The organism is Cupriavidus sp. HE11 (genome assembly GCF_056097175.1).
In genome coordinates, this window is the sequence record NZ_CP184464.1 from 2,804,953 (window position 1) to 2,829,194 (window position 24,242).

The 24,242-nt window shown below is 66.6% G+C and carries 25 protein-coding genes and 1 pseudogene; 6 read left to right on the forward strand and 20 right to left on the reverse strand.

What is annotated here, in order from left to right:
• Positions 1 to 28: 28 nt before the first annotated feature.
• Both msbA and ACOABP_RS12980 read left to right on the forward strand, forming a co-directional pair.
• Positions 29 to 1,723 carry a lipid A export permease/ATP-binding protein MsbA gene (gene msbA, locus ACOABP_RS12975; protein WP_474227832.1) on the forward strand — a complete coding sequence of 565 codons (1,695 nt, stop codon included), beginning with the start codon at positions 29 to 31 and terminating at the stop codon, positions 1,721 to 1,723.
• A gap of 94 nt (positions 1,724 to 1,817) precedes the next feature.
• The gene (locus tag ACOABP_RS12980; RefSeq protein ID WP_474225454.1) at positions 1,818 to 2,423 is read left to right on the forward strand and encodes a peroxidase-related enzyme; all 606 of its coding nucleotides are present in this window, start codon (positions 1,818 to 1,820) and stop codon (positions 2,421 to 2,423) included.
• 33 nt (positions 2,424 to 2,456) lie between these two features.
• On the opposite strand, the gene ACOABP_RS12985 is transcribed toward ACOABP_RS12980, so the two are convergent.
• The 8 genes from ACOABP_RS12985 to phnG form a co-directional block, all read right to left on the reverse strand.
• Complete coding sequence (locus tag ACOABP_RS12985; protein ID WP_474225456.1) at positions 2,457 to 2,975, reverse strand: hypothetical protein; 519 nt, start codon at positions 2,973 to 2,975, stop codon at positions 2,457 to 2,459.
• 213 nt (positions 2,976 to 3,188) lie between these two features.
• Positions 3,189 to 4,397 carry an alpha-D-ribose 1-methylphosphonate 5-triphosphate diphosphatase gene (locus ACOABP_RS12990; protein ID WP_474225458.1) on the reverse strand — a complete coding sequence of 403 codons (1,209 nt, stop codon included), beginning with the start codon at positions 4,395 to 4,397 and terminating at the stop codon, positions 3,189 to 3,191.
• Between the two features lie 60 nt (positions 4,398 to 4,457).
• A complete protein-coding gene (phnL, locus tag ACOABP_RS12995; protein WP_066739103.1) occupies positions 4,458 to 5,186 on the reverse strand; it encodes a phosphonate C-P lyase system protein PhnL in 729 nt (242 codons plus the stop codon).
• Positions 5,187 to 5,188: 2 nt separating this feature from the next.
• The gene (gene phnK, locus ACOABP_RS13000) at positions 5,189 to 5,965 is read right to left on the reverse strand and encodes a phosphonate C-P lyase system protein PhnK (RefSeq protein WP_066739102.1); all 777 of its coding nucleotides are present in this window, start codon (positions 5,963 to 5,965) and stop codon (positions 5,189 to 5,191) included.
• Positions 5,962 to 6,861 (reverse strand): alpha-D-ribose 1-methylphosphonate 5-phosphate C-P-lyase PhnJ, encoded by a 900-nt coding sequence (locus tag ACOABP_RS13005; protein ID WP_474225459.1) that lies wholly within the window; start codon positions 6,859 to 6,861, stop codon positions 5,962 to 5,964. The genes phnK and ACOABP_RS13005 overlap by 4 nt, the downstream gene beginning before the upstream one ends.
• A complete protein-coding gene (locus ACOABP_RS13010) occupies positions 6,858 to 7,997 on the reverse strand; it encodes a carbon-phosphorus lyase complex subunit (RefSeq protein ID WP_474225460.1) in 1,140 nt (379 codons plus the stop codon). The genes ACOABP_RS13005 and ACOABP_RS13010 overlap by 4 nt, the downstream gene beginning before the upstream one ends.
• 1 nt (position 7,998) lies before the next feature.
• The gene (phnH, locus tag ACOABP_RS13015) at positions 7,999 to 8,613 is read right to left on the reverse strand and encodes a phosphonate C-P lyase system protein PhnH (protein ID WP_474225462.1); all 615 of its coding nucleotides are present in this window, start codon (positions 8,611 to 8,613) and stop codon (positions 7,999 to 8,001) included.
• 22 nt (positions 8,614 to 8,635) lie between these two features.
• Positions 8,636 to 9,124 (reverse strand): phosphonate C-P lyase system protein PhnG, encoded by a 489-nt coding sequence (phnG, locus tag ACOABP_RS13020; protein ID WP_474225464.1) that lies wholly within the window; start codon positions 9,122 to 9,124, stop codon positions 8,636 to 8,638.
• Positions 9,125 to 9,307: 183 nt separating this feature from the next.
• Between phnG and phnF the strand changes: the two genes are divergently transcribed.
• The 4 genes from phnF to phnN all read left to right on the forward strand — a co-directional run bounded on the left by phnF (position 9,308) and on the right by phnN (position 12,687).
• Positions 9,308 to 10,042, forward strand: coding sequence for a phosphonate metabolism transcriptional regulator PhnF (gene phnF, locus ACOABP_RS13025; RefSeq protein WP_066739098.1), 735 nt, complete (start codon positions 9,308 to 9,310; stop codon positions 10,040 to 10,042).
• Between the two features lie 128 nt (positions 10,043 to 10,170).
• The gene (locus ACOABP_RS13030) at positions 10,171 to 11,373 is read left to right on the forward strand and encodes an alpha-D-ribose 1-methylphosphonate 5-triphosphate diphosphatase (RefSeq protein WP_474225466.1); all 1,203 of its coding nucleotides are present in this window, start codon (positions 10,171 to 10,173) and stop codon (positions 11,371 to 11,373) included.
• A complete protein-coding gene (locus ACOABP_RS13035) occupies positions 11,370 to 12,119 on the forward strand; it encodes a DUF1045 domain-containing protein (RefSeq protein ID WP_474225468.1) in 750 nt (249 codons plus the stop codon). Before ACOABP_RS13030 ends, ACOABP_RS13035 begins: the two co-directional genes overlap by 4 nt.
• 1 nt (position 12,120) lies before the next feature.
• Positions 12,121 to 12,687: a phosphonate metabolism protein/1,5-bisphosphokinase (PRPP-forming) PhnN gene (gene phnN / locus ACOABP_RS13040; protein WP_474225470.1), complete on the forward strand. Its 567-nt coding sequence runs from the start codon at positions 12,121 to 12,123 to the stop codon at positions 12,685 to 12,687.
• Positions 12,688 to 13,123: 436 nt separating this feature from the next.
• Here the strand turns inward: phnN and ACOABP_RS13045 are convergent, their stop codons facing one another.
• The 12 genes and pseudogenes from ACOABP_RS13045 to ACOABP_RS13100 form a co-directional block, all read right to left on the reverse strand.
• Entirely contained in the window at positions 13,124 to 13,672 is a 549-nt protein-coding gene (locus ACOABP_RS13045; protein ID WP_474225472.1) for a phosphonate degradation HD-domain oxygenase, read from the reverse strand.
• Positions 13,669 to 14,481 carry a phosphonate ABC transporter, permease protein PhnE gene (gene phnE, locus ACOABP_RS13050; protein ID WP_474225473.1) on the reverse strand — a complete coding sequence of 271 codons (813 nt, stop codon included), beginning with the start codon at positions 14,479 to 14,481 and terminating at the stop codon, positions 13,669 to 13,671. Before phnE ends, ACOABP_RS13045 begins: the two co-directional genes overlap by 4 nt.
• A 79-nt stretch (positions 14,482 to 14,560) precedes the next feature.
• Entirely contained in the window at positions 14,561 to 15,547 is a 987-nt protein-coding gene (gene phnD, locus ACOABP_RS13055; RefSeq protein ID WP_066739093.1) for a phosphonate ABC transporter substrate-binding protein, read from the reverse strand.
• A gap of 61 nt (positions 15,548 to 15,608) precedes the next feature.
• A pseudogene (gene phnC, locus ACOABP_RS13060) lies at positions 15,609 to 16,463 on the reverse strand (phosphonate ABC transporter ATP-binding protein).
• Between the two features lie 206 nt (positions 16,464 to 16,669).
• On the reverse strand, positions 16,670 to 18,127 hold the full coding sequence (gene rng / locus ACOABP_RS13065; RefSeq protein ID WP_474227833.1) for a ribonuclease G: 1,458 nt from the start codon (positions 18,125 to 18,127) through the stop codon (positions 16,670 to 16,672).
• Positions 18,128 to 18,233: 106 nt separating this feature from the next.
• Positions 18,234 to 18,836 carry a Maf family protein gene (locus tag ACOABP_RS13070; protein WP_474225474.1) on the reverse strand — a complete coding sequence of 201 codons (603 nt, stop codon included), beginning with the start codon at positions 18,834 to 18,836 and terminating at the stop codon, positions 18,234 to 18,236.
• 126 nt (positions 18,837 to 18,962) lie between these two features.
• Positions 18,963 to 19,442, reverse strand: coding sequence for a 23S rRNA (pseudouridine(1915)-N(3))-methyltransferase RlmH (gene rlmH / locus ACOABP_RS13075; RefSeq protein WP_066739089.1), 480 nt, complete (start codon positions 19,440 to 19,442; stop codon positions 18,963 to 18,965).
• A 49-nt stretch (positions 19,443 to 19,491) separates the two neighbouring features.
• Positions 19,492 to 20,280, reverse strand: a complete 789-nt coding sequence (gene rsfS, locus ACOABP_RS13080) for a ribosome silencing factor (protein WP_474225475.1) — start codon at positions 20,278 to 20,280, stop codon at positions 19,492 to 19,494.
• Between the two features lie 20 nt (positions 20,281 to 20,300).
• On the reverse strand, positions 20,301 to 21,035 hold the full coding sequence (locus ACOABP_RS13085; protein ID WP_474225476.1) for a nicotinate-nucleotide adenylyltransferase: 735 nt from the start codon (positions 21,033 to 21,035) through the stop codon (positions 20,301 to 20,303).
• A gap of 4 nt (positions 21,036 to 21,039) precedes the next feature.
• On the reverse strand, positions 21,040 to 21,951 hold the full coding sequence (hemF, locus tag ACOABP_RS13090) for an oxygen-dependent coproporphyrinogen oxidase (protein WP_474225478.1): 912 nt from the start codon (positions 21,949 to 21,951) through the stop codon (positions 21,040 to 21,042).
• A 147-nt stretch (positions 21,952 to 22,098) separates the two neighbouring features.
• Complete coding sequence (gene purD / locus ACOABP_RS13095; protein WP_474225479.1) at positions 22,099 to 23,367, reverse strand: phosphoribosylamine--glycine ligase; 1,269 nt, start codon at positions 23,365 to 23,367, stop codon at positions 22,099 to 22,101.
• Between the two features lie 85 nt (positions 23,368 to 23,452).
• Positions 23,453 to 24,178 (reverse strand): YebC/PmpR family DNA-binding transcriptional regulator, encoded by a 726-nt coding sequence (locus ACOABP_RS13100; RefSeq protein ID WP_474225481.1) that lies wholly within the window; start codon positions 24,176 to 24,178, stop codon positions 23,453 to 23,455.
• Positions 24,179 to 24,242 lie beyond the last annotated feature (64 nt).

Sequence of the window (24,242 nt, forward strand, 5' to 3'; positions counted from 1 at the left end):
GCGCGTCTGGGGGTACCTGAAGCCCGAGATGCGCAATTTCGTGCTGGCGATTCTTGCCATGGCACTCGTGGCGGCCAGCGAGGGGATTATCCCGAAGGTCGTCAATGACCTGCTCGACAAGGGCTTCGGCGGCAGCTACGCCGGCAAGCTCTGGCATGTGCCGGCGCTGCTGGTGGGCGTGGCGCTGGTGCGTGGCGTGGCCCAGTTCGCGTCGGGATACCTGCTGTCGATGATCTCGAACAAAGTGCTGCTGAAGATGCGGATGCAGATGTTCGAACGCATGCTGCATGCCCCGGCGCTGTTCTATCACCGCAATACCGCCGCATCGCTGATCAACGCCGTGATCTTCGAGGTCAACCAGGTCATGCAGATCCTGACCGGCGTGCTGATCACGCTGGTGCGCGATTCGCTGACCGTGCTGGCGCTGCTGGTGTACCTGTTCTACACGAACTGGCGCCTGACGCTGGTGGTGGCGGTGCTGCTGCCGACCATCGGTTTCGTGATGTCGAAGGTGAACCGCCGCCTGCGCCGCCTGAACCGCGAGCACCAGGCGCTGACCAACACGGCGGCCTACGTGGTGGAAGAGGCGGCCGGTGGCTACAAGGTCGTCAAGCTGCACGGTGGCGAGGAATACGAGACCGCGCGGTTTGCCACGATGGCCGAGCGCCTGCGCGGCTATTCGATGCGCATGGCCGTGGCCGGTGGGCTGAACCAGCCGGTGACGGCGTTCCTGGCGTCGCTGGCGCTGTCGGTGATCCTGACCATCGCGATGATCCAGGCGCAGGGCAACCAGACCACCATCGGCGGATTTACCGGCTTCGTGATGGCGATGCTGCTGCTGATTTCGCCGCTCAAGCATCTGACCGACCTGAACCAGCCGCTGCAACGTGGCCTGACCGCCGCCGAAATGATCTTCGGGCTGATCGACGAGCCGATCGAACCGCAGACCGGCGGTCTGCCGCTGGATCGCGCCCGGGGCGAGCTGGCGTTCGAGAACGTCGGCTTCCGCTATGGCGATGCCGCACGGCCGGCGCTGAACCGCGTGAGCTTCCATGCCGCACCGGGCGAGGTGGTGGCGCTGGTGGGCCCGTCGGGCAGTGGCAAGACCACGCTGGTGAACCTGCTGCCGCGCTTCTTCGACCCGACCGAAGGCCGCATCATGCTCGATGGCAAGCCAATTGGCGAGTTCGGCCTGAACGACCTGCGCCGCCAGATCGCGTTCGTGAGCCAGGATGTGGTGTTGTTCAACGATACGGTGGCCGCCAACGTGGCCTATGGCGTACATCCGCGCGAGAAGATCGACATGGCGCGTGTCGAGCGCGCGCTGGCGGCCGCCTACCTGACCGATGTGGTCAAGGGCCTGCCCGAAGGGCTGGAGACCAACATCGGCGACAACGGCATGAAGCTGTCGGGCGGCCAGCGCCAGCGTCTGGCGATTGCGCGGGCGATCTACAAGGACGCCCCGATCCTGATCCTGGACGAAGCCACGTCGGCGCTCGACTCCGAGTCGGAACGCCAGGTGCAGGCGGCGCTGGAGTCACTGATGGTGGGCCGTACCACGCTGGTCATTGCGCACCGCCTGTCCACGATCGAAAACGCCGACCGCATCGTGGTGCTGGAGCACGGTCGCGTGGCGGAATCGGGCAGCCACGGCGCGCTGCTGGCGGCCAACGGGCTGTACGCCGGCCTGCACCGGATCCAGTTCGCCACGGCGGCGGAATAAGCTGCCGAGTCAATTGCGATGGCTTTGACGGCCATGGCGCACCGCCATGGCCGGGCATGTACACACACGGGACATATACCCGGAGGAGACAGACATGACCCAGGCATCACCATCCACCCGTCCACCTGTCAGCCGCTATCCCGTTCCGGAGATTGCCGGCCTGCCTGACGATCTTCGCCAGCGTGTACTTGAGGTGCAGGAAAAGGCAGGTTTCGTACCCAATGTCTTTCTGGCACTGGCGCACCGGCCTGACGAATGCCGGGCCTTCTTTGCGTACCACGACGCACTGATGCTCAAGGAGACCGGCAACCTGACCAAGGGCGACCGCGAGATGATCGTCGTGGCGACGTCGGGCGCCAACCAGTGCCTGTACTGCGTGGTGGCCCACGGCGCCATCCTGCGCATCTACGAAAAGAAGCCGCTGGTGGCCGACCAGGTGGCGATCAACTACCGCAAGGCCGATATCGCCCCGCGCCAGCGCGCCATGCTCGATTTCGCGATGAAGGTCTGCGAGGCGTCGCATACGATCGGCGAGGCCGATTTCGATGCACTGCGCGGTCACGGTTTCGACGACGAGGACGCGTGGGACATCGCCGCCATCACGGCGTTCTTCGGCTTGTCCAATCGCATGGCAAACACCATCGGCATGCGCCCGAACGACGAGTTTTTCCTGATGGGACGCGTGCCGAAGGCGAAGTAGGCCGACCGGGCGGGCAGGGCCGGGACGGGGCGTTCAGCGGATCTGCGCGCAGTCGCCGTTGCGTGGATCGAACAGCACCGGCCAGGCCTGCTCGTAGATCCCCGGCGTGCAGTGCTTCTCGCAGCGGGCGTGGGCCAGCGTGATGCGGCGCGGATCCTGCCACACCATAAGCGTGCAGCCGCTGCCATCGATGGCATGCAGTTCGATGTGGGGCGTCTGCTGTACCTGTTTGAATTCTTCCAGGTCGAAGTGGCACGAGCCCTTGCGCGACACCCACAGTTTCCAGGTCAGCGTCTGCACGGCATTGTGCGACACGCGAACCACGGCATCTTCGCGGAAGCCGTCTTCCTCGGTGCGCCTGCAGGCGCCCGCCATGTTGATCTCGTGCGGGGGTATCGGCGTGGGGCGCGCCAGCGGAGCGGGCGGGTAGGTCGTGTCGGCGTTGACCTGCGGGCCCGCCAGGGGCGGCGATCGATCGGTCTTCTGCGGCAACAGGTCCGCGCATCCCGCGCATAAAAAAACAGCCAGCACCGCTGGCATAGTGATTCGCATTGATGTCATGTCGACCCCTTCCCGCCACCTTCACCTTCAATGTAGGGGATAGCGGTGCAAAGGCCAGCCGCCAGTGATGGGGACTAGCCCTAGCGTGCGAGCGGCCGCAATAGCGTCTATGCTGAAGAGATGTGGCCGCGCACCGGAGCCGATGCGCGGCCATTTCTTTTGCTCAGCTTACCGAACGTGCGTTTGACGGCGCGGACATCGTGGTTACGCCACGGCCTGCAGCGTGGCACGTGGTTCGACGTGATGCCCCGCATGCTGGACGGCCGGATAGCCGGCGGCAAACACCAGGCGGCCGGCCGACCACGTATGCGTGACCAGCGGCTGGCCCGCCACGCTGGCTACGGCGATCACGTCGGCACGCTTGCCGGGCATCAGGCGGCCACGATCGTCGAGCAGGCAGGCGTCGGCCGGATTGGCACTGACCAGTGCCAGGGCCTCGTTGAGGGGCAGCTCGGCCAGCCGCGCGGCGGCGAACGCTGCCGCGATCAGTGTGGACGGCTGGTAGTCCGAGCAGAGGATGTTGCCGACGCCAGCGTGGATCGCATCGATGGCACGCATCGAGCCGCTCTGGCTCTTGCCACGCAGCACGTTCGGCGCGCCCAGGATGGTCGGCAGCGCGTGCGTGGCGGCCGCCCGCGCCGTCTCCAGGTTGATCGGAAACTCGCTCATGCGTACCCCCAGGGCGCGCATGGCGGCGATGCGCTGCGGAGAATCGTCGTCATGGCTGGCAGTGGGCACGCCCAGCGCGTGCGCCTTCGAGACCAGGCGGTTGACGCGCTCGGTGGCGCCGTCCAGTTCGGCCGTCTTTTTGGCGGCGGCGTCGGCAGCTTCGTCGCGGCTCATGCCGTGGTTGCCCATCATGTACGACAGGTACGCATCGAGCGTCTTGAACTGGCCCTGGCCGGGCGAGTGGTCCATGACCGACAGCAGGTCGACCACGCCCTCGGCCATCAGCATTTCCAGCACCGGCACGGCGGCCGCGTCGGTGACTTCATAGCGGCAGTGGATGCGGTTGTCGACCAGGCTGTGCTTGCGATACTCGGCCACGGCGCGCACCAGCGTGGCGGCGGTGTCGTTGTTGCGCACGCCAAACTGGTTGCTGGCGAACGACAGCGCGTGGTACGGGGTGGTGATGCCGGCGGCGGCATTGCGGCGGTCGACTTGTGCCACGGCAAAGTCGAGCGGGAACAGCACGTTGGCGCGTGGTTCGGCTTCCTTCTCGATGGCGTCGCAATGCACGTCGATCAGGCCAGGCATCACGGTATGGCCGCGCAGGTCGATCACGTTGGCGTCGGCCGGGGCCGATGCGGGTTCGATGGCGGCGATCTGGCCGTCGGCAATCAGCAGGGCGCTGTCGTGCAGCACGCGGTCGGGCAGGACCAGCGTGGCGTGCGTCAGGTAGGTGGTGGACATGTCCGGTTCCGTGTCAGGTTCAGGGCAGGTTTGTCGGGGGCGGTTTCGGAGCCGCGGGCGTCAGGCGTTGGCCGCCACGGCCGGCTGCAGCGGCAGGGCGCGCGTGGCCACGGCATCGCGTACGGCTTCGTCGTGGAAGATGCCGATCAGTGCGCGGCCTTCGGCCAGTGCTTCGCGGATCAGCTCGATCACCACGGCACGGTTGTCGGCATCCAGCGATGCGGTCGGCTCGTCGAGCAGCAGGATCGGATGACCGCCGATCAGGCCGCGCGCGATGTTCACGCGCTGCTGTTCGCCGCCCGAGAACGTGGCCGGCGGCAGGTCCCACAGGCGGCGCGGCAGGTTCAGGCGTTCGAGCAGCACGGCGGCCCGGGCGCGGGCTTCCTCGTGGCTGGCGCCGCGCTGCTGCATCGGATCGGCCACCACGTCGAGCGCCGAGACGCGCGGGATGGCGCGCAGGAACTGCGACACATAGCCGATCACGTCGCGGCGCAGCTTCAGCACACGCTGCTCGGGGGCATTGGTCAGTTCCACCCACGGCTCGCCGGCTTCGCTGGTATCGCGCAGGCGGATCGTGCCTTCGGTGGCCAGGTAGTTGCCGTACAGGCAGCGCAGTAGCGTGCTCTTGCCGGTGCCCGAGCGGCCCGACAGCACCAGGCATTCGCCGCGCGACGCGTCGAAGTCGATCGCCTGCAGCACGGGCAGGCGGATGCCGCCCTGGTTGTGCAACGTGAACATCTTGCCGAGGCCGCGAACCTCGATCAGCTTCTGGGTATCTGCTTGCATCATGGTCATCCCTGCAGGATGGAGGAAACCAGCAGCTGCGTGTACGGGTGCTGCGGGTCGTCGAGGATCTGGTCGGTCAGGCCTTGTTCGACCACGCGGCCGCCCTGCATGACCAGCGTGCGGTGCGCCAGCAGGCGTGCCACGGCCAGGTCGTGCGTGACGAGAATGGCGGCCAGGCCCAGGTCCGTGACCAGCCGGCGCATCAGGTCCAGCAGACGGGCCTGCACCGATACGTCCAGCGATGCGGTGGGCTCGTCCATGAACACCAGGCGCGGATGCGTGACCAGGTTGCGCGCGATCTGCAGGCGCTGCTGCATGCCGCCCGAGAACGTACTGGGCACGTCGTCCAGGCGGCCCAGGTCGATTTCCATCTTTTCCAGCCACGCGCCGGCGATCTCGCGCAGATCGCCGTAGTGGCGATTGCCCACGGCCATCAGGCGTTCGGCGATATTGGCGCCGGCGCTGACCTGCATGCGCAGGCCGTCGCGGGCGTGCTGCCGCACGAAGCCCCAGTCGGTGCGGGCCAGCAGGCGCATGCGCGCGCTGGACAGCGAGGCCAGGTCGGTCAGGCCCGTTTCGCGCATGTCGTAGCTGACGCTGCCGCGCTGGGCCTTGACCTGCATCGACAGCGCCTGCAGCAGCGTGCTCTTGCCCGAGCCCGATTCGCCGACCACGCACAGCACTTCGCCGGGATACAGGTCGAAGTTGACGTCATGGCAGCCGTGCACGCCGTCCCACGTGTGCGTGAGCTGGCGGACGGAAAGCAGTGGCGTGGCGTTCATGGTTGGCCTCCGGCGGCGGTCTTGACGGCTTGCGCGGCCTGGCGATCGGCGCAGTACTCGGTGTCCGAGCACACGAACATGCGCGTGCCGGCGTCGTCGGTAATGATTTCGTCCAGGTAGCTGTCGGTGGCGCCGCACTGCGCGCAGCAGCTCGACCACTTCTCGACGGTGAAAGGGTGATCGACAAAGTCCAGGCTCTTGACCGACGTGTACGGCGGCACGGCGTAGACACGCTTTTCGCGGCCGGCGCCAAACAGCATCAGCGCGGGGCTGCGGTCGAGCTTGGGGTTGTCGAACTTCGGGATCGGCGACGGGCGCATCATGTAGCGCTGGTTGACGATGACCGGGTAGTCGTACGTGGTGGCGATATGGCCGTGGTGCGCGATGTCCTCGTAGAGCTTCACGTGCATCGATCCGTATTCGGCCAGCGCGTGCATCGTGCGTGTCTCGGTCTCGCTAGGCTCCAGCCAGCGCAGCGGCTCGGGAATGGGTACCTGGTACACCATGGTCTGGCCCGCGCGCAGCTTCGTCTCCGGAATGCGGTGGCGCGTCTGGATGATCGTCGCCTCGGCGGTGCGCTCGGTGGTCTGCACGCCGGTCACGCGGCCGAAGAAGCGGCGGATGTTGATGGCGTTCGTGGTGTCGTCGGAACCCTGGTCGATCACCTTGAGCACGTCCTGGCGGCCGATGATGGCGGCGGTCACCTGGATGCCGCCGGTGCCCCAGCCATACGGCAGCGGCATTTCGCGGCTGCCGAACGGCACCTGGTAGCCGGGAATCGCAACGGCCTTCAGCAGCGCGCGGCGCAGCATGCGCTTGGTGGACTCGTCCAGATAGCCGAAGTTGTAGTGGTCGTCGCGCGTGACGGTGGCGGTGTTGGCGTTGGCGGTGGTCATGCCAGCGACTCCTCTTGCGATGGCGACGGTTGCGGCGCGCTGGTGTTTGCGGTGGCCGGTGCGGCCTGGGCGTCCTGCTCGGCGCGCAGCCTGCGCAGCAGTTCCAGATTGGCCTGGAAGTCCACGTAGTGCGGCAGCTTCAGATGCTGCACGAAGCCCGATGCTTCCACGTTGTCGCTGTGGTACAGCATGAATTCGATGTCGTTGGCCGGGTTGTCGGCGGCCTCGCCCAGTTCTTCGGCGCGCATGGCACGATCCACCAGCGCCATCGACATCGCCTTGCGCTCGTTGTAGCCGAACGTGAGGCCGTAGCCGCGCGTCAGGCGCGGCGCCTCGTCGGCATTGCCGGCGAACTGGCTCACCATCTGGCATTCGGTCAGCTCGACCTCGCCAATCGTCACGGCGAATCCCAGTTCCTCGATGAACATCTCCACCTCGGTGCTGCCGTAGCGGATCTCGGCGGCAAATGGGTGCGAGTTGCCGTAACCGCGCTGCGTCGAGTAACCCATGGCCAGCAGGAAGCCCTCGTCGGCGCGGGCCAGGTTCTGCAGGCGCGCGGGACGCTCGGCCGGGAAGGTCAGCGGCTCGCGCGTAAGGTCGGGCGGCACGGGGTCGCCGGCGGGGATCGCGTCGGCTTCGACCAGCGATTCGGCTTCGAGCAGGCCGGTCACACGCGGCATGTTCGGGGCCAGAGGCTCGGGCGACGGCGTCAGCGGGGCCGGGTCGCGGCCCGCTTCGAGCGTGAAGTCGAGCAGGCGCTGCGTGTAGTCGTACGTCGGGCCCAGAACCTGGCCGCCCGGCACGTCCTTGAACGTGGACGAGATGCGGCGCTGCAGCTTCATCCTGCCGGTATCCAGCGCCTGCGTATAACCGAAGCGCGCGAGCGTGGTTCGGTAGGCGCGCAGCAGGAAGATGGCCTCGATCTGGTCGCCAGCGGCCTGCTTGAGCGCCAGCGCGGCCAGGTGCGGGTCGTACAGCGAGCCCTCGGCCATCACGCGGGCCACGGCCAGCGGCATCTGCTCGCGGATCTGCGCCAGTGTGAGTTCGGGCACCGACGTGTCGCCACGGCGGTAGGTATCCAGCATCTGGTACGAATTGAGGATGGCGCGCTCGCCACCCTTGACGGCTACGTACATGTCAGTCCTCCACGCGCGTGGTGCGCGTCATGGCGCAGAATTGTTGGCCGCTGGCCAGCAGCAGGTCCACGCCCAGTGGGAATCGGACGTTGTTGGCGTGCCAGGCCTGGCGGAAGCCGGCGGGCAGGCCGCGCACTTGCAGCGCCTGCGTGGTCTCGATGCCGGGGCCGCTCAGCGTCAGTGCGTCACCGTCTTGCAGCGAGTCGACTTCGACGATCAGCGTGGCCGAGCGATCCGGATAGGCGGGCAGGCCCTGCGCGCAGTCGGCCAGTGCCGGCATGGCATGACCGGCCGGTACGCACACGAACGTGGCGTCGCCGGGGGCATCCACCAGCGGGCAGCCGCAGTGAAAGCGCAGGAAGGCGCGCGCGGCGGCCGGCACATCGGCGGGCAGCCACACGGCCGTATCGGGATCGGCCAGCGTCAGCAGCAGCGCGGTCAGCGCCGGGGACAGGCCTTCGGGCTGGCCGCTGGTGACTGGCAGCGATTCCATTCGGCCCGGATGCGCGAACGCTTCGAGCGTGGCGCGGAACACGGCCTGTGCGTCATCGACCGGATTGTCGAAGCCGGGCAGCAGCGAGGTGGCCGAGGTAGAGCCGGGAGCGGAGGCCTGCATTGAATTCTGTGGGGACGACATCTCAATCTTCTCCGCGTGCCATCGTGAAGAACTCCACGCGGGTCTGCGCGGCGGTGGCGGCCTGACGGGCTGCGCGCTCGGTCAGCGCCTGCGCCAGCGGGGCGACGACCACGTCCTGTACGCGCTGGTGCCAGGCCGGACGTTGCAGCAGCGCGTCGAGCACGGCGGCCTGTTCGGCGTGGCGCTGGCCGCGGCCCTGCACATACGACACACCGGCCGTTGCCGCTTCGCCTTGCGCTTCGTCGAGCACCACGGCGCAGCGTGTGACCGACATTTCACCCAGGTTGAACTGGGCACCGGTGCCGCCCGCACGGGCACGCACCATGGCCATGCCCGATTCCGGCTTGCGCAGCAGGCGGTAGCCGGGCAGGGCGGCCACTTCCTGCAGCCGCGTGTAGGCCGCATCGAGCGCATCCGACTGGGCCAGCGCCAGCACTCTCAGCCACGCGGCACGTGCCGCATTGGCCGGGTTGGCGGTTTCACTTTGCATGATCACCCCTATACGTCTATACGTTTAGATGTAAACTAACACAACACGGCGATACTAGACCACAGCCACATGAACGTTTCATGACGGGTCGGGGACTTGCTCGGACACGCCACCGGCGCGCCGGGACTAGGGCACAATCGCACGGCAACCATTAAGGCTTGATGACACAGGGCAGAGCGAAAGATGTCTGATCGGGAAGTGGAACGGGGTTCCGGCGTGGCGGTGTGGCGCCAGATTGGCGAGGCGCTGGCGGAGGATATCCGCAACAAACTCTATGGCCCCGGCGAGCAATTGCCGCCGGAGCCGGAACTGGCAACGCGCTTTGCAGTGAACCGGCACACCATCCGCCGTGCTATGGGCGAACTGGAACTGAGCGGCCTGGTGCGCATCGAGCAGGGCCGGGGCACCTTCGTTCAGGAGCATGCGATCGATTACGCGATCGGCCGCCGTACGCGTTTTTCGCAGAACCTGGCCGCGCAGGGCATGCGCGGGCATCTGGAGATCGTGGACAGCCAGACGCTGCGCGCGCCCGAGATTGCCAAGCACCTGGGCCTGGCCCGCACGGCCGACATCCTTCATATCCAGATGGTGGGCAAGGCGGAAGCCCGCACCATCGATGTGGCCGAGCATTATTTCGATCCGAAGCGCTTTCCGGGGCTGGAGGATGCCGTGCGTGACACGCAATCCATTTCGCGTGCGCTGGTGAAGTTCGGCATTGCCGACTACACGCGCAAGTGGTCGCGCATCACGGCGGCCATGCCCAGTGCCCCGGTGGCGCGGCTGCTGAACCAGCCCAAGACGCGCCCCGTGCTGCAGGTGGAGGCGCTCAACGTCGATATCGACGGCGTGCCCGTGCAGTACAGCATGACGCGGTTTGCTGGCGACTGGGTGCAGCTTACGGTGTCCGACAACGACTGACAGACGGGCTGCGTGCCCCGGCGGCACAGTCAGCCTCATGGTGCAATCTGGTGATTCAATCGCATTGGTCTAGACATATGTATGTCATGTGCCGGCGCTAACTTGCTGGTGAACCTGTAATGCCCATCATGCAAACGACAACCCAAACCTATTCGCTCCCGCTGCGCGGTATCACCGGCCGCCGCGTGCTGGGTGCCGGCACCATCGCCCCCGCCACGCTGGGCTTCGAGCAAGGCAACATCGCACAACAGGCAGGCGGCAGCGGCCCCTGCATCGACGCCGGAGACCTGCTGGTGCTGCCCGGCATCGTCGATATCCATGGCGATGCGTTCGAGCGCTCGGTGATGCCGCGTCCCGGTGTCAGCTTTCCTTATGGCCCGGCGCTGCTCGATGTGGACCGCCAGCTGCTGGCGCACGGCATCACTACCGAATTCCACGGCGTCACGCTGTCCTGGGAAGGTGGCCTGCGCGGCGAAGCCTACGCGGTGCGCATGTTCGAGGCGCTGTCGCAACTGGCGCCGGTGCTGGGCGCCTCGCACAAGGTGCATCTGCGCTTCGAGGCCTACCACCTGGCCGGCGTGGAGACGGCATTGCAATGGATGGCCGATGGCCGCGTGAGCCTGCTGGCCATCAACGACCACCTGCCGACCATGGCGCGCCGCATGAACGACGAGCGCAAGCTGGCGCAGTACGCCGAGCGCGCCGAATGCGATATGGAGACATTCCGCAACCGCCTGCGCACTGCCAGCCGCCACGCGCAGGACGTGCCGGCCGCCGTATCGCGCCTGATTGCCGCCGCACGCGAGGCTGGCCTTCCGGTGGCGTCGCATGACGATCCCGATCTGGCGACGCGCCAGCACTACCACCGCCAGGGCTGCGCCATCGCCGAATTCCCGCTGACGGTGGAAGTGGCGAAGCATGCGCGCCAGATTGGCGACGAAACCGTGTTCGGCGCCCCCAACGTGCTGCGCGGCCAGAGCCACACCGGCGCACCCAATGCGACCGAGATGATTGCCGCCGGCCTGTGCACCGTGCTGGCATCGGATTATTACTATCCCGCACCGCTGCAGGCCGCGTTCAAGCTCGTGCAGCTGGGCGTCTGCAGCCTGCCCGAGGCCTGGCACCTGGTGTCGCGCAATCCGGCGCGCGCCGCTGGCCTGCGCGACCGCGGCGCGCTGGTGCCGGGCATGCGTGCCGATGCGGTGCTGATCGACGACAGCCTGCCGGGCCTGCCGCGCGTGTGCGGCACGATCGTCAATGGCGAACTGCGTCACGCCGCCGTGGCGCTGCCGCTGATCGACCTGGCTGACGAAGGCAGCCTGGCCGCATGAGCCAGGCGATCCGACCAACCCGATCCGCTCATCGCTACGCGATCTACCTGGCGCCGGCCGAGCCGTTTCGCAGCTTCGGCGGCCAGTGGCTGGGCCGCGACGCCGATACAGGCGTTGCCCTGCCGCTGCCGCAAGGCATCGCGCAGCGGCCCGACGCATGGGTCAAGGCGCCCGCGCACTATGCGCTGCATGCCACTCTGAAGCCGCCGTTCCGGCTGGCCGATGGCACGGATGCGGCCATGCTCGATGGCGCCATGCGCGCATTCGCGGCTGCGCGCGAGCCGTTCGACACGCCGCTGACGCTGCGTGCGCTGCGTGGCTTCCTGGCCTGGTGCCTTGACGATGCCGAAGGCGCGGGCGGCCGCTGCATGCACGCGCTGGCCGACGCCTGCGTCACCGATTTCGATCGTTTCCGGGCGCCACCGACCGAGGCCGAGATCGCCCGCCGCGATCCCGCCCGCCTGAGTCCGGCGCAACGGCAGCATCTCGACGCCTGGGGCTACCCCTATGTGTTCGGCACGTTCACCTTTCATATCACGCTGACCGGCATGCTCGATGCGGCCGACGAAGCGGCGGCCTTCGACATGCTCTCGGTTGCTGGCGGCCGGCTGCTGGAGCAGCCGCTGCACGTGGATGGCGTGAGCGTGTACGTGCAACCGGAAGCCGGCGCCGATTTTGTCGCCGCGCGTCACTATTGCTTCGACGGCACCACCGTGGACGGTGTCGGCGCAGCCTGGCTTGGCTAGCATGAATATCCGAACTGAAACCGACGGCAGCGGCCTGTTCTATGTGATGGGCCCATCCGGCAGCGGCAAGGATTCGCTGCTGCGCGCCCTGCGTGAACGGCTGAAGCCAGCCGACCCCGTGGTTATCGCGCATCGCTATATCACGCGCGCCGCCGACGCCAACGAGGCCTCGGTGGCCCTGACCGCCGATGAATTCACGCGCCGTGTGGACCTGGGCTGCCTCGCCATGCATTGGCAGAGCCACGGCCTGCACTACGGTATTGGCGTGGAGATCGAGCAGTGGCTGGCGCAGGGCCTGAAGGTGATCGTCAATGGATCGCGCGAATACCTGCCCGATGCGGCAGCGCGTTATCCGAAGCTCTGCGCCGTGCATGTGCGCGTGAAACCCGATGTGCTGGCCGTGCGCCTGCGCAATCGCGGCCGCGAAACCGAAGCGGCGATTGCAAAGCGGCTGGAACGGGCGACGCAGCCCTTCGATGTGCCGGCCGGCTGCCGGTTAGTCGAGATCGACAATAGCGGCGAACTGAAGGATTCGGCTGACGCCTTTGCGAGCCTGGTCACTGGTTGACCGGCTTGCCCTCTCCCCCAGCCCCTCTCCCGCGTGGCGGGAGAGGGGAGCAACCAGATAGCGTTTGATATTCCCAGGGTTTTCTCCGCTCTCCCGCGTGTCTGAACCAGGGAGCCTCGGATATTCCCCAAGGTTTTCTCGCCTCCCGCGTGTCTGAACCAGGGAGCCTCGGATATTCCCCCAAGGTTATCTCGCCTCCCGCGTGTCTGAACCAGGGAGCCTCGGATATTCCCCAAGGTTTTCTCCGCTCTCCCGCGTGTCTGAACCAGGGAGTCTCTGATATTCCCAAGGTTTTCTCCGCTCTCCCGCGTGTCTGAACCAGGGAGTCTCTGATATTCCCCAAGGTTTTCTCCCCTCTCCCGCATGGCGGGAGAGGGGCGGGGGAGAGGGCAAGCGTTTCAATCCCTGACGCGCCCGGCGTCAGGCATCGCGCGCATCAGGCGTGGCGCACAAAACGCGCCGCCATGTCCAGGTAGTGCGCCAGCGGCGGCGTGGGCAGGTCGACCACCTTCGCCAGGTCGTCGTAGCGGCGCAGGCGCACCGCTTCCAGCGCGTGGGGCTTCGCCGCAAAGGCTTCGGCCTGGCCGTCGTCGTAGACGCCGCCCTGCAGCTGCAGGCTGTGGACCGAGGTCGGCGACAGCGTGTCGAAATAGGCCGGGTCGATGGCGCACAGGTAGCGCTTGGCGGCCACGTGCAGGCGGATCGGCTCGGTCACGGCGGTGTCGAACAGGCTCGCCAGCGCATCGGCGGCGGCCTCCTGGTGACGCATGTCGGTGGTGCTGCTTTCCGCCAGCATCAGATGGCCCACGTCGTGCAGCAGGGCGGCGACGATCAGTGCCTTGTCCTCGCCGGCCTGCTCGGCCAGTTGCGCGCACTGCAGCGCGTGGGCGGTCTGGCTGATGGCCTCGCCGCCGTAGTAGGCCGTGCCATGGTTCTCGAACAGCGTGGCGATACGCGGCAGGGTCAGGGTGGCCGGGAAAGTCATACCAGCACCTTGCGGATTTGGGCCGACATCATGTCGATGGCGACCACGAACAGGATGATGATGATCATCACGGCGCAGGTCTGCGCGTACTGGAAGCTGCGGATGATCTCCCACAGCACGGTGCCGATGCCGCCGGCGCCGACAATGCCCACCACCGAAGCCGAGCGCACATTCGATTCGAAACGATAGAGCGCGAACGATAGCCACAGCGGCAGCACCTGCGGGATCACGCCGTAGACGATTTCCTCGATCGGGCCGGCGCCGGTCGCACGCACGCCTTCCACGGGACGCGGGTCGATGGCCTCGACGGCTTCGGCGAACAGCTTGGCCAGCACACCCATGGTGTGGATCCAGATGGCAAGCACGCCGGCGAACGGGCCCAGGCCCACGGCCACGATGAACAGCATCGCGAACACCATTTCATTGATGGCGCGGCAGGAGTCCATCACACGGCGAGCGGGCTGGTACACCCACATGGGCACGATGTTGGCCGAGCACAGCAGGCCCAGCGGCACGGCCATCAGTACGGCCAGTGCGGTGCCCCACAGCGCGATCTGCACAGTCACCAGCATCTCTTCAAGGTAGGTCTGCCAGTCGCGGAAGTTGGGCGGAAAGAAATCGGCGGCAAACTTTGCCATGTTGCCGGAATCGCGCAGCAGGTCCATCGGGCGCATGTCGGCGCCTTGCCACGACATGGCGAGCATGGCCAGCAGCACGGCCCAGACCAGCATCACGGACAGGGATGTGCGTGGCGGCCGAACGGTACTCTGGGGCGAAGGGGGCAGGCCAGGCTTGGCGGTGGCGGTCATGGGGCAATCCGGAATTGAAGGCTTTGAAACGGTGAAGACCGGCAACGCCCAGGCGGGCATCGCCGGTCTCCGGTACGGCTTACTGCTGCGTGGTGGCGGCAGCCTTGTCGAGGTCGGCCAGGCGGCGCGTCACGTCGGCCAGCTTCTTCTCCTTGTCGGCGGCGGCCAGCGTGGTGTCGGTCTCGATCTTGGCCTTTTCCTTGGCCAGCTCGATCTGGCGGATCGGCACCAGCTGGGCATCGCTCGACGGGCGGAAGCCCTGGTACGTCAGCGCGGCCAGCGTTTCCTTCTCGCGTGCAGCGTTGGCGCCCTTGCCGTAGTTGACGAAGAAGGTCTGGATCTTCTTCTTCATCTCGGGCGACAGGTCCTTGCGGTACACGAGCGGATCTGCCGGGATCAGCGGCGACTTCCACAGCACGCGCACTTCGTCATAGGCGTTCTTGCCCGTGTTGATGCGATAGCGCTCGAAGTTCTCGGTGTTGTTCACGGCCACGTCCACCTGCTTGTTCAGCACCGACAGCAGGTTGGTTTCGTGGTTGCTGATGCGCACTGCCTTGAACAGCGTCTTCGGTTCCACCTTGTTGGCGGCCCACAGGTAGTAGCCCGGAACGGCCGTGCCCGACGTCGAGTTCGGATCGCCAGCGCCGTACGACAGGTCGCGGCCTCGCTTGATCACGTCCTCGACCGACTTCAGGTCGCTGTCCTTGCGCACGATCAGCAGCGACCAGTAGCCGGGGTTGCCGTCCTTGTCGATCACCGATGCGAAGACTTCGCCACTGGCGCGGTCCACGGCTTCCATGGCCGACTTGTTGCCGAACCAGGCGATCTGCACCTTGTTGAAGCGCATGCCTTCGATGATGCCGGCGTAGTCGGAGGCGAAGAACGGCTTGACCTGCACGCCCAGGGCCTTGCTCAGGTCGTCGATCACCGGTTGCCAGGCGTTCTTCAGGTTCGACGACGATTCCGTCGAGATAAAGCCGATGTTCAGGGTCTTGGCGTCCTGGGCGAAGGCGGGCAGCGCCACGACACCCGAGGCCACCACGGCGAGGAAAGTTCTGCGAAGCATCGAAAACTCCGTTTGGAAAGACAGATGGGAAACGCGGTCTGGGTAATTCGAAAAAATGCGATCAGGCGGTGGCGAGGTCCATCCTGACCATGGCCGGGACAGGCACGCCTTCGGCTGGCGCCGGCTCGTCGGGGACGCTGTCGTGCAGCAACTCGTCGGCCTCGGTGCCGTACAGGTCGCGCAGCATCTTCGGCGTCAGCGCAGCGGACGGGCCGTCGTAGACCACCTTGCCGTTGCGCAGCGCCACCACGCGCGGGCAGTAGCGCATGGCTACGTCCACCTGATGCAACGACACCACCACGGCCACCTTGCGGGTCCGGTTGATCTGGGCCAGCAGCGACATCACGCGGCGCGACGACTCCGGATCGAGCGACGCGATCGGCTCGTCGGCCAGGATCACGCGTGCGTTCTGCACCAGCGTGCGGGCAATGGCGGCACGCTGCTGCTGCCCGCCCGACAGTGTCGAAGCGCGCTGAAACGCATAGTCGTCTATACCAACCTGGGCCAAGGCATCAAGGCCGGTCTGGACTTCTTCCGCCTTGAAATAGCGGATCAGGCTGCGCTACTTGGGCACGCGGGTCAGCATGCCGACCAGCACGTTGGTGATCACCGGCAGGCGGCCCACCAGGTTGAACTGCTGAAACACGAAACCAATCTCTGCGCGCACCTTGCGGACATCGCGCGCCAGACGACCGTTACGCTGCACCGTGCGGCCATTGACGAGAATCTCGCCCGAACCGGTGTCGCCAGCGACAAAGCCGGCCACGTGGCGCAGCAGCGTCGACTTGCCCGAACCCGAGGCGCCCAGCAGGGCAACCATCTCGCCGGGGGCGATGTGCAGCGTGACGTCGTCAAGCGCCTTGCGATCCGCGCGGAACGACTTGCTCAGGCCGCGGACTTCAATTGCATGCGTCATGTCGACTCCCTTGCTTGAATGACTTGCGCATTCTGGCGAGGGCGGATGACAGAACGATGACTTTAGGCAGAGGTTTTTCGATGCGCGAGGGCGGGTGCGCGATGGGGCGCCGGGCAGGCGCAGGAGGCAGGAAGACTGCGGAGGCGGGCCCTGAAATCGATTTCATGGCCCGCGGCGGCCCTGGGCGGACAGCTGTCGGGACAGCCTTACATCAGGATGATGTCGTATTGTTCCTGGTGGAACGTCGATTCCACCTGCAGCGAAATCGGCTTGCCGATGAAGTCGCCCAGCATGGCCATGTGCTGGCTTTCCTCTTCGAGGAAAAGATCGATCACTTCCTGCGAAGCCAGGATGCGGAATTCGCGGGGATTGAACTGGCGCGATTCGCGCATGATCTCGCGCAGCACGTCGTAGCAGACCGTGCGCGCGGTCTTGACCTGGCCCTTGCCGGTGCAGACCGGGCATTGCTCGCACAGCACATGCGCCAGTGATTCGCGCGTGCGTTTGCGCGTCATCTCCACCAGGCCCAACTGCGAGAACCCGTTCACGGTGATGCGCGTGCGGTCGCGCGACAGCGCGCGCTTCAGCTCCGAGAGCACCGCATCGCGGTGCTCCAGGTTCTCCATGTCGATGAAGTCGATGATGATGATGCCGCCCAGGTTGCGCAGGCGCAGCTGGCGCGCGATGGTGTGCGCGGCTTCGAGATTGGTCTTGAAGATCGTGTCGTCGAAGTTGCGCGCCCCGACATAGCCGCCGGTGTTGACGTCGATTGTCGTCATCGCCTCGGTCTGGTCGATCATCAGGTAGCCGCCGGACTTCAGGTCCACGCGGCGCGACAGGGCCTTCTCGATCTCGGCGTCGATATTGAACAGGTCGAAGATCGGGCGCTCGCCGGTGTAGTGCGACAGGCGCGACAGCACCGCCGGCGTGTATTCCTGCGCGAATTCCACGAGCTTCACGAAGTTCTCGCGCGAGTCCACCTGGATCACGCCCGTGGCGTCGTTGATGAAGTCGCGCAGCACGCGCTGGGCCAGGTTTAGGTCCTGGTACAGCAGGCTCGGCGCCGGGAGCGTGGTGGCGTTCAGCCGGATCGACGCCCAGATCTTGCGCAGGTAGGCGATGTCGTTGCTCAGCTCTTCGTTGCTGGCTTCCTCGGCGATGGTCCGCACGATGAACCCGCCGCGCTCGTCGGCCGGCACCAGGCCCTGCACGCGCGAACGCAGCGCTTCGCGGTCGACTTCGCCTTCGATGCGCTGCGAGATGCCGATATGCGGATCCTGCGGCAGGTACACCAGCGTGCGGCCCGCGATGCTGACCTGCGTGGACAGCCGCGCGCCCTTGGTGCCGATCGGGTCCTTGATGACCTGCACCATCAGGGCCTGGCCCTCGAACAGGGTCTTCTCGATAGCCAGGTGGCCATTCTTGTCGTTGTCGCGCGGATGCCAGATGTCGGCCACGTGCAGGAACGCCGCGCGCTCCAGGCCCACATCGATAAATGCCGACTGCATGCCAGGCAGCACGCGTACGACCTTGCCCAGGTAGATGTTGCCGACCAGACCGCGCGTGAGCGTGCGTTCGACGTGCAGTTCCTGCACGGCCGCCTGCTGCACGATGGCCACGCGGGTTTCTTGCGGCGTGATATTGACGAGGATGTCTTCGGTCATAGCCATGGATGCCGTCGCCGGTCTGCCGGCGCTTGTTGTTGTCGCCCGGGGAGACCGGGCATCTGACCCCTTCATGCCCTGGTCGGTTGCGGTGGAGCGGGCGGGGTCAGAAGCGCAGACCCGCCTCGCGCAGCAGCGCCGCCGTCTCGAACAAGGGCAGGCCCATGATACCCGAATAGCTACCGTCGATCCGTTCCACGAACTCCGCCGCGCGCCCCTGGATACCATAGGCGCCGGCCTTGCCGAGCGGTTCGCCGCTCGCTACGTAGCCGTCGATTTCGGCCGCGCTCATGGCGCGGAATGTGACGTGGGAGATCGACAGCGCATGGCGCTGGCCCAGCGCCGACACCACGGTCACCGCCGTCAGCACGCGGTGCGTGGTGCCAGATAGCGTGGCCAGCATGCGCGCTGCATCGGCGGCGTCGGCCGGCTTGCCGAGGATGTCGCCGCCGCGGCAAACGGTGGTGTCGGAGGTCAGGACCGGCGCGTCGGGCAGGCCGCGCCGCACGCGGCGCTGCAGTGCGGCATCGGCCTTGAGCGCGCAGACGCGCTGCACATAGGCATCGGGCGACTCACCGGCCTGTACGGCTTCGAGCGCCTCGGCGTCTTCGCCGGCATCGGCCAGCAGCAGTTCGTACTGCACGCCAAGCTGGGTCAGCAGCTCGCGGCGGCGCGGGCTTTGGGAGGCAAGGTAGAGGATGGAGTTCACGAGATTCGACGCGTAAAACAGGATTGCGGCGATTGTACTCGTGGGCCGAGACGGAGGAATTGTTGCGCCCCTCTACCGCGCACGGGAGACAGGAGAACACCGTCGCCGGTATTCAGGCGCCGATATTCAGGCGCGATGGTACGGATGGTTCTGCGTGACCGACCAGGCCCGGTAGAGCTGTTCGGCCAGCAGCACACGCACCATGCCGTGCGGAAGGGTCAGGCTGGACAGGCGTACCAGTGTCTGGGCGCGCGCCTTGAGTGCGGGATCGAGTCCGTCGGCGCCGCCGATCAGGAAGGCGACGTCGCCGCCCTCGCGCTGCCAGCCGGTCAGCTGGTCGGCCAGCTGCACGGTGGTCCAGTCCTTGCCGCGCTCATCGAGCGCGACGATGCGCAACTGCTTCGACAGCGAACCCAGCACGGCCTCGATGCGCGCCGCTTCGCGCTGCATCACCGTGGCGGCATTGTTGCTGGACGAACGCGCTTCCGGCTTGACTTCGCGAAGCTCGATGCGCAGTTCGGGCGGCATCCGCTTGGTGTACTCGGCAAAGCCGGATTCGATCCACGCGGGCATCTTGTGGCCGACGGCCACGATCACGAGTTGCATGTGCGATGCCCGGTGGTGAACCCTTCAGGACCGATCAACCGCTCTTCGCTCAGGCCGAGCGCGTGGCGCGCTTGCGCGGCGCGGCGGTCTTGGCAGCCGCGGTCTTGGTGGCGGCCGTCTTGCGTGCCGGGGCCTTCGTGGCCGTGCCGGTCGCGGTCTTGCGTGCCGGAGCCTTCGTGGCGGTGCCGGCAGCCGTCTTGCGTGCCGGGGTCTTCGCGGCGGTGCCGGTCGACGTCTTGCGCGCGGTGGTGGTCTTGCGTGCCGGAGCCTTGGCGGCCGTGCCGGTGCTGCTGGTCTTGCGGACCGGCTTGCGGATCGTGGCGATGGCGTCCGGATCGGTGTCCTCGTGGCCCATCGGCGGCGACGGCTCCTTCATGCCTTCGGGCAGGCGGGCCAGTGCCGGGCGCAGGTTCGACGCACGGCGCACGCGCGGTGCCGGCTCGGCGTCCTCGTCGTCGTCCATCGGCTCGCTGGCCTTGGCCAGGCCCTTGGCGGCGGTCAGCTTCACGCGGACCGGCTTGTCGCCCCAGATTTCTTCGAGGTTGTAGTACTGGCGCAACTGGGGCTGCAGGATGTGAACCACGGCGTCGCCGCAGTCCACCAGCACCCATTCGCCGGTCTCCAGGCCTTCCACGGCCACGATATGGCCGCCGGCGTCCTTGACCGTTTCCCGTACCGACGCCGCCAGCGCCTTGGTCTGGCGGTTCGAATTGCCGCTGGCGATCACCACCCGGTCGAACAGTTCGGTCAGGTGCGTGGTGTCGAACACCTTGATGTCCTGCGCCTTCACATCCTCGAGCCCGTCGACGATCGCGCGCTGCAGTTTACGAATATCCATGGTGTCTTTCTTGTTCAGCTTCATTCGGGTAGGGGCGCGTCGGGCGAGGGGTGTCGGTACAACCCGTGACGCGCGATGTAGTGTGCCACGCCGGCCGGCAGTCGGTCATCCGTCTGGTCCGGCAACAGGCCTTCGGCCAGGTGCTCGCGCAGGCCGGTGGACGACAGGTCGACGGCCAGCGTCTGGTCGATCCACATATGTCCGGAGGGCGAGCATTGTATCAGGTGCGTGTCCGCCAGGCGTTCCTGCAGCGCGGCAAGCACCGGCCCGCCGAGTTCGTCCAGGTGAAAGCCCGGCCGCGTGGCGATGCACAGGTGCACCTGTTCGAACAGCGCTTCCCAGCCGTGCCATGTGTGCAGCCGCAGCAACTGGTCGGCGCCCATGAGCCACGCCATCGACGTATGCGGGCCGTATGTGTCGCGCAGGTGGCGCACGGTGTCGATGGTATAGCTCGGGCCGTCGCGGTCCACTTCCATGCGACTTACGCGTACCTTGGCGCGGCCCGGCACCAGCGACGCGGCGGCCAGTTCGGTCATCGCGAAGCGGTCGGCGGCCGGGGTCACGTGGTCGCCTTTCTGCCACGAATGGCCGGTCGGGATCCAGACCAGTTCGTCCAGGTCCAGGTGGTCGATGCAGAGCTGGGCCAGTGCGACGTGGCCGCGATGCGGCGGATCGAAAGTGCCGCCCAGGATACCCAGGCGGTACGGGCGCTGCGGGTCGTCAATGCGGACGGAGGCTTGCGGGGCTTCGGTCATCGGTTCAGGCCCACGCGCGCGCCGGCAGGAAATCGGTATAGAGCGCCGCTTCCGGGGTGCCCGGTTCTGGCTGCCAGTCGTAGCGCCAGGTCACCTGTGGCGGCATCGACATCAGGATCGACTCCGCGCGGCCACCCGACTGCAGGCCGAACAGCGTGCCGCGATCGAACACCAGGTTGAATTCGACGTAGCGGCCGCGGCGATACGCCTGGAAGTCGCGCTCGCGTTCGCCATAGGGCGTGTCCTTGCGCGCGTTCAGGATCGGCAGGTAGGCGTCCAGGAAGGCATCGCCCACCGAGCGCATCATCGCAAAGCTCTGGTCGAAGCCCGGCGCGGCGAAATCGTCGAAGAAGATGCCGCCAATGCCGCGCGCCTCGCCGCGGTGCTTCAGGAAGAAATACTCGTCGCACCACTGCTTGAAGCGCGGGTACAGGTCGTCGCCGAACGGTGCCAGCGATGCCTTGCAGCTGCGGTGGAAGTGCGCGCAGTCGTCGGCGTTGCCGTAGTAGGGTGTCAGGTCCATGCCGCCGCCAAACCACCAGACCGGCTCGGCATCGGGCTTCATGGCGATAAAGCAGCGCACGTTCATATGCACGGTGGGCACATGCGGGTTGCGCGGATGGAACACCAGCGACACCCCCATGGCCTCGAAGCTGCGTCCGGCCAGTTCGGGCCGGTTGGCGCTGGCCGACGGCGGCAGCGTGTCGCCGCGCACGTGCGAAAAGCCCACGCCAGCCCGTTCCATCACCGCGCCGCCCTCCAGGATGCGTGTGCGGCCGCTGCCGCGCAGGCGTTCGGTGGGCGGTTTCTCCCAGCTGTCAGTCAGGAACGCCTGGCCGTCGATGGCGGCAACGGCGTCGGTGATGCGGTCTTGCAGGCCGAGCAGATAGTCACGGACTGCCTGGGAATCGATCATGATGGGCGGGTGAGGGTGGCCGGTGCAAAGACGGCCGGGCGGTGCCGGCCGTCATCGCGGTGTCACGATTGTACCGGCTGGATTCGCCCCACGGGGTGCGGGGCGAATCGGTGCGGTGCCGGCTGTGTCAGGCCATATTGGGCCGGTTCAGCGCTTGATGGCGCGGTAGCCGATGTCGGTGCGGAACTGCATGCCGTCGAAACGGATCTGCTCCACGGCCGCGTAGGCGTTCTTCTGCGCGGCCTTGACCGTGTCCGCCAGGCCGACCACGCACAGCACGCGGCCGCCGGACGTGCGCAGCGTGCCGTCCTGCAGCGTGGTGCCCGCGTGGAACGTCACGGCTTCGTCGGTCTCGGCGGGGATGCCGGTGATGGCATCGCCCTTTCGCGGGTTTTCCGGGTAGTCGTAGGCAGCCATGACCACGCCCAGCGCGGTGCGGCGGTCCCAGTCCAGCTCGATCTGGTCCAGCTTGCCGTCGACGGCGGCTTCCATCACGTCGACCAGGTCGGTCTTCAGGCGCGCCATGATCGGCTGCGTTTCCGGATCGCCCATGCGGCAGTTGAATTCCAGCGTCTTCGGGTTGCCGTCCTTGTCGATCATCAGGCCCGCGTACAGGAAGCCCGTGAACGGGATACCGTCCTTTTCCATGCCACGCACGGTCGGCAGGATGATCTCGCGCAGCGCGCGCGCGTGCAGGGCCGGCGTCACCACCGGGGCCGGCGAATAGGCACCCATGCCACCCGTGTTGGGGCCGGCGTCGGCGTCCAGCAGGCGCTTGTGGTCCTGGCTGGTTGCCAGGGCCAGCACGTTCTTGCCGTCCACCATGACGATGAAGCTGGCTTCCTCGCCTTCCAGGAATTCCTCGATCACCACGCGGGCGCCGGCGTCGCCAAGCTTGTTGTCGGCCAGCATCATGTCCACGGCGCCGTGTGCTTCTTCCAGCGTCATCGCCACCACCACGCCCTTGCCCGCGGCCAGGCCGTCGGCCTTGATCACGATCGGCGCGCCCTGCGCGTCGATATAGGCGTGGGCGCCGGCGGCGTCCGAGAACGTCTTGTAGAAGGCGGTCGGGATGCCGTGGCGATGCATGAACGCCTTGGCGAAGTCCTTCGACGACTCGAGCTGCGCGGCAGCCCTGGTCGGGCCGAAGATGCGCAGGCCACGGGCGCGGAACACGTCGACGATACCGGCGGCCAGCGGCGCCTCGGGACCCACCACGGTGAAGGCCACGCCTTCACGTTCCACAAAGGCGGCCAGCACTTCGGGATCGGTCAGCGGCACGTTCTGCAGGCGCTTGTCGAGCGCCGTGCCACCGTTGCCCGGCGCCACGTAGACGACCTGCACCTTGGGCGACTGGGCCAATTTCCAGGCCAGTGCGTGCTCACGCCCACCGGAACCGACAACCAAAACTTTCATGATCCACTGCCAGAAAAGAAACGCATGCGAAAAGCGGCAGCTGGATCGTGATCCGGGCTGCCGCCGTGGGGCGCGGCGCGAGGACTTATTCCTCGATCACCGCGTTGGTGAAGACTTCCTGTACGTCGTCCAGGTTTTCCAGCGCGTCCAGCAGCTTCTGCATCTTGACGGCGTCGTCGCCGGTAAAGCTGATCTCGTTCTGCGGCTTCATCACCACGTCGGCCAGTTCGGCCTTGAAGCCGGCCGCTTCCAGCGCAGCCTTGACCGCCCCGAAATCGTTGGGCGGGCTGGTGACTTCGATCGAACCGTCGTCGTTGGTCACCACGTCGTCGGCGCCGGCTTCGAGCGCGGCATCCATCAGCTTGTCCTCGGGCGTCTCCGGCGAGAACAGGAACTGGCCGCAGTGCGTGAACATGAACGCCACCGAGCCTTCGGTGCCCATGTTGCCGCCGTGCTTCGAGAACGCGTGGCGCACTTCGGCCACGGTACGGGTACGGTTGTCGGTCAGGCAGTCGACGATGATCGCGGCGCCGGCCAGGCCGTAGCCCTCGTAGCGGATTTCTTCGTAGTTGGCGCCTTCCAGGCCACCCACGCCACGCTGGATCGCGCGCTGGATGTTGTCCTTGGGCATGTTGGCGTCCATGGCTTTTTCCATGGCCAGGCGCAGGCGCGGGTTCGAATCGATGTCACCGCCGCCGAGCTTGGCGGCCACGGTGATTTCCTTGATCAGGCGTGTCCAGATCTTGCCGCGCTTGGCGTCAGCGGCAGCTTTCTTGTGTTTGATGTTGGCCCATTTGGAATGACCGGCCATGTTTCTCTCCGAAGCGGAAAACGTGTCGTGTGGTGTTGGAACCCGGCGGCATTGCGCCGGCGGG

What these genes read in the sequence shown, in the direction of transcription:
- ACOABP_RS13085 (WP_474225476.1), bottom strand. Translation starts at nt 21,035, where the DNA reads ATGACCGAAGCCCCGCAAGCCTCCGTCCGCATTGACGACCCGCAGCGC.
- ACOABP_RS13030 (WP_474225466.1), top strand. Translation starts at nt 10,171, where the DNA reads ATGCAAACGACAACCCAAACCTATTCGCTCCCGCTGCGCGGTATCACC.
- rsfS (WP_474225475.1), bottom strand. Translation starts at nt 20,280, where the DNA reads ATGGATATTCGTAAACTGCAGCGCGCGATCGTCGACGGGCTCGAGGAT.
- phnH (WP_474225462.1), bottom strand. Translation starts at nt 8,613, where the DNA reads ATGCAGGCCTCCGCTCCCGGCTCTACCTCGGCCACCTCGCTGCTGCCC.
- ACOABP_RS13045 (WP_474225472.1), bottom strand. Translation starts at nt 13,672, where the DNA reads ATGACTTTCCCGGCCACCCTGACCCTGCCGCGTATCGCCACGCTGTTC.
- rng (WP_474227833.1), bottom strand. Translation starts at nt 18,127, where the DNA reads ATGACCGAAGACATCCTCGTCAATATCACGCCGCAAGAAACCCGCGTG.
- purD (WP_474225479.1), bottom strand. Translation starts at nt 23,367, where the DNA reads ATGAAAGTTTTGGTTGTCGGTTCCGGTGGGCGTGAGCACGCACTGGCC.
- ACOABP_RS12990 (WP_474225458.1), bottom strand. Translation starts at nt 4,397, where the DNA reads ATGTCCACCACCTACCTGACGCACGCCACGCTGGTCCTGCCCGACCGC.
- ACOABP_RS12985 (WP_474225456.1), bottom strand. Translation starts at nt 2,975, where the DNA reads ATGCGAATCACTATGCCAGCGGTGCTGGCTGTTTTTTTATGCGCGGGA.
- ACOABP_RS13005 (WP_474225459.1), bottom strand. Translation starts at nt 6,861, where the DNA reads ATGACCACCGCCAACGCCAACACCGCCACCGTCACGCGCGACGACCAC.
- ACOABP_RS13100 (WP_474225481.1), bottom strand. Translation starts at nt 24,178, where the DNA reads ATGGCCGGTCATTCCAAATGGGCCAACATCAAACACAAGAAAGCTGCC.
- phnG (WP_474225464.1), bottom strand. Translation starts at nt 9,124, where the DNA reads ATGCAAAGTGAAACCGCCAACCCGGCCAATGCGGCACGTGCCGCGTGG.
- phnK (WP_066739102.1), bottom strand. Translation starts at nt 5,965, where the DNA reads ATGAACGCCACGCCACTGCTTTCCGTCCGCCAGCTCACGCACACGTGG.
- hemF (WP_474225478.1), bottom strand. Translation starts at nt 21,951, where the DNA reads ATGATCGATTCCCAGGCAGTCCGTGACTATCTGCTCGGCCTGCAAGAC.
- ACOABP_RS13010 (WP_474225460.1), bottom strand. Translation starts at nt 7,997, where the DNA reads ATGTACGTAGCCGTCAAGGGTGGCGAGCGCGCCATCCTCAATTCGTAC.
- phnF (WP_066739098.1), top strand. Translation starts at nt 9,308, where the DNA reads ATGTCTGATCGGGAAGTGGAACGGGGTTCCGGCGTGGCGGTGTGGCGC.
- phnE (WP_474225473.1), bottom strand. Translation starts at nt 14,481, where the DNA reads ATGACCGCCACCGCCAAGCCTGGCCTGCCCCCTTCGCCCCAGAGTACC.
- rlmH (WP_066739089.1), bottom strand. Translation starts at nt 19,442, where the DNA reads ATGCAACTCGTGATCGTGGCCGTCGGCCACAAGATGCCCGCGTGGATC.
- phnL (WP_066739103.1), bottom strand. Translation starts at nt 5,186, where the DNA reads ATGATGCAAGCAGATACCCAGAAGCTGATCGAGGTTCGCGGCCTCGGC.
- phnN (WP_474225470.1), top strand. Translation starts at nt 12,121, where the DNA reads ATGAATATCCGAACTGAAACCGACGGCAGCGGCCTGTTCTATGTGATG.
- ACOABP_RS13035 (WP_474225468.1), top strand. Translation starts at nt 11,370, where the DNA reads ATGAGCCAGGCGATCCGACCAACCCGATCCGCTCATCGCTACGCGATC.
- msbA (WP_474227832.1), top strand. Translation starts at nt 29, where the DNA reads ATGCGCAATTTCGTGCTGGCGATTCTTGCCATGGCACTCGTGGCGGCC.
- ACOABP_RS12980 (WP_474225454.1), top strand. Translation starts at nt 1,818, where the DNA reads ATGACCCAGGCATCACCATCCACCCGTCCACCTGTCAGCCGCTATCCC.
- phnD (WP_066739093.1), bottom strand. Translation starts at nt 15,547, where the DNA reads ATGCTTCGCAGAACTTTCCTCGCCGTGGTGGCCTCGGGTGTCGTGGCG.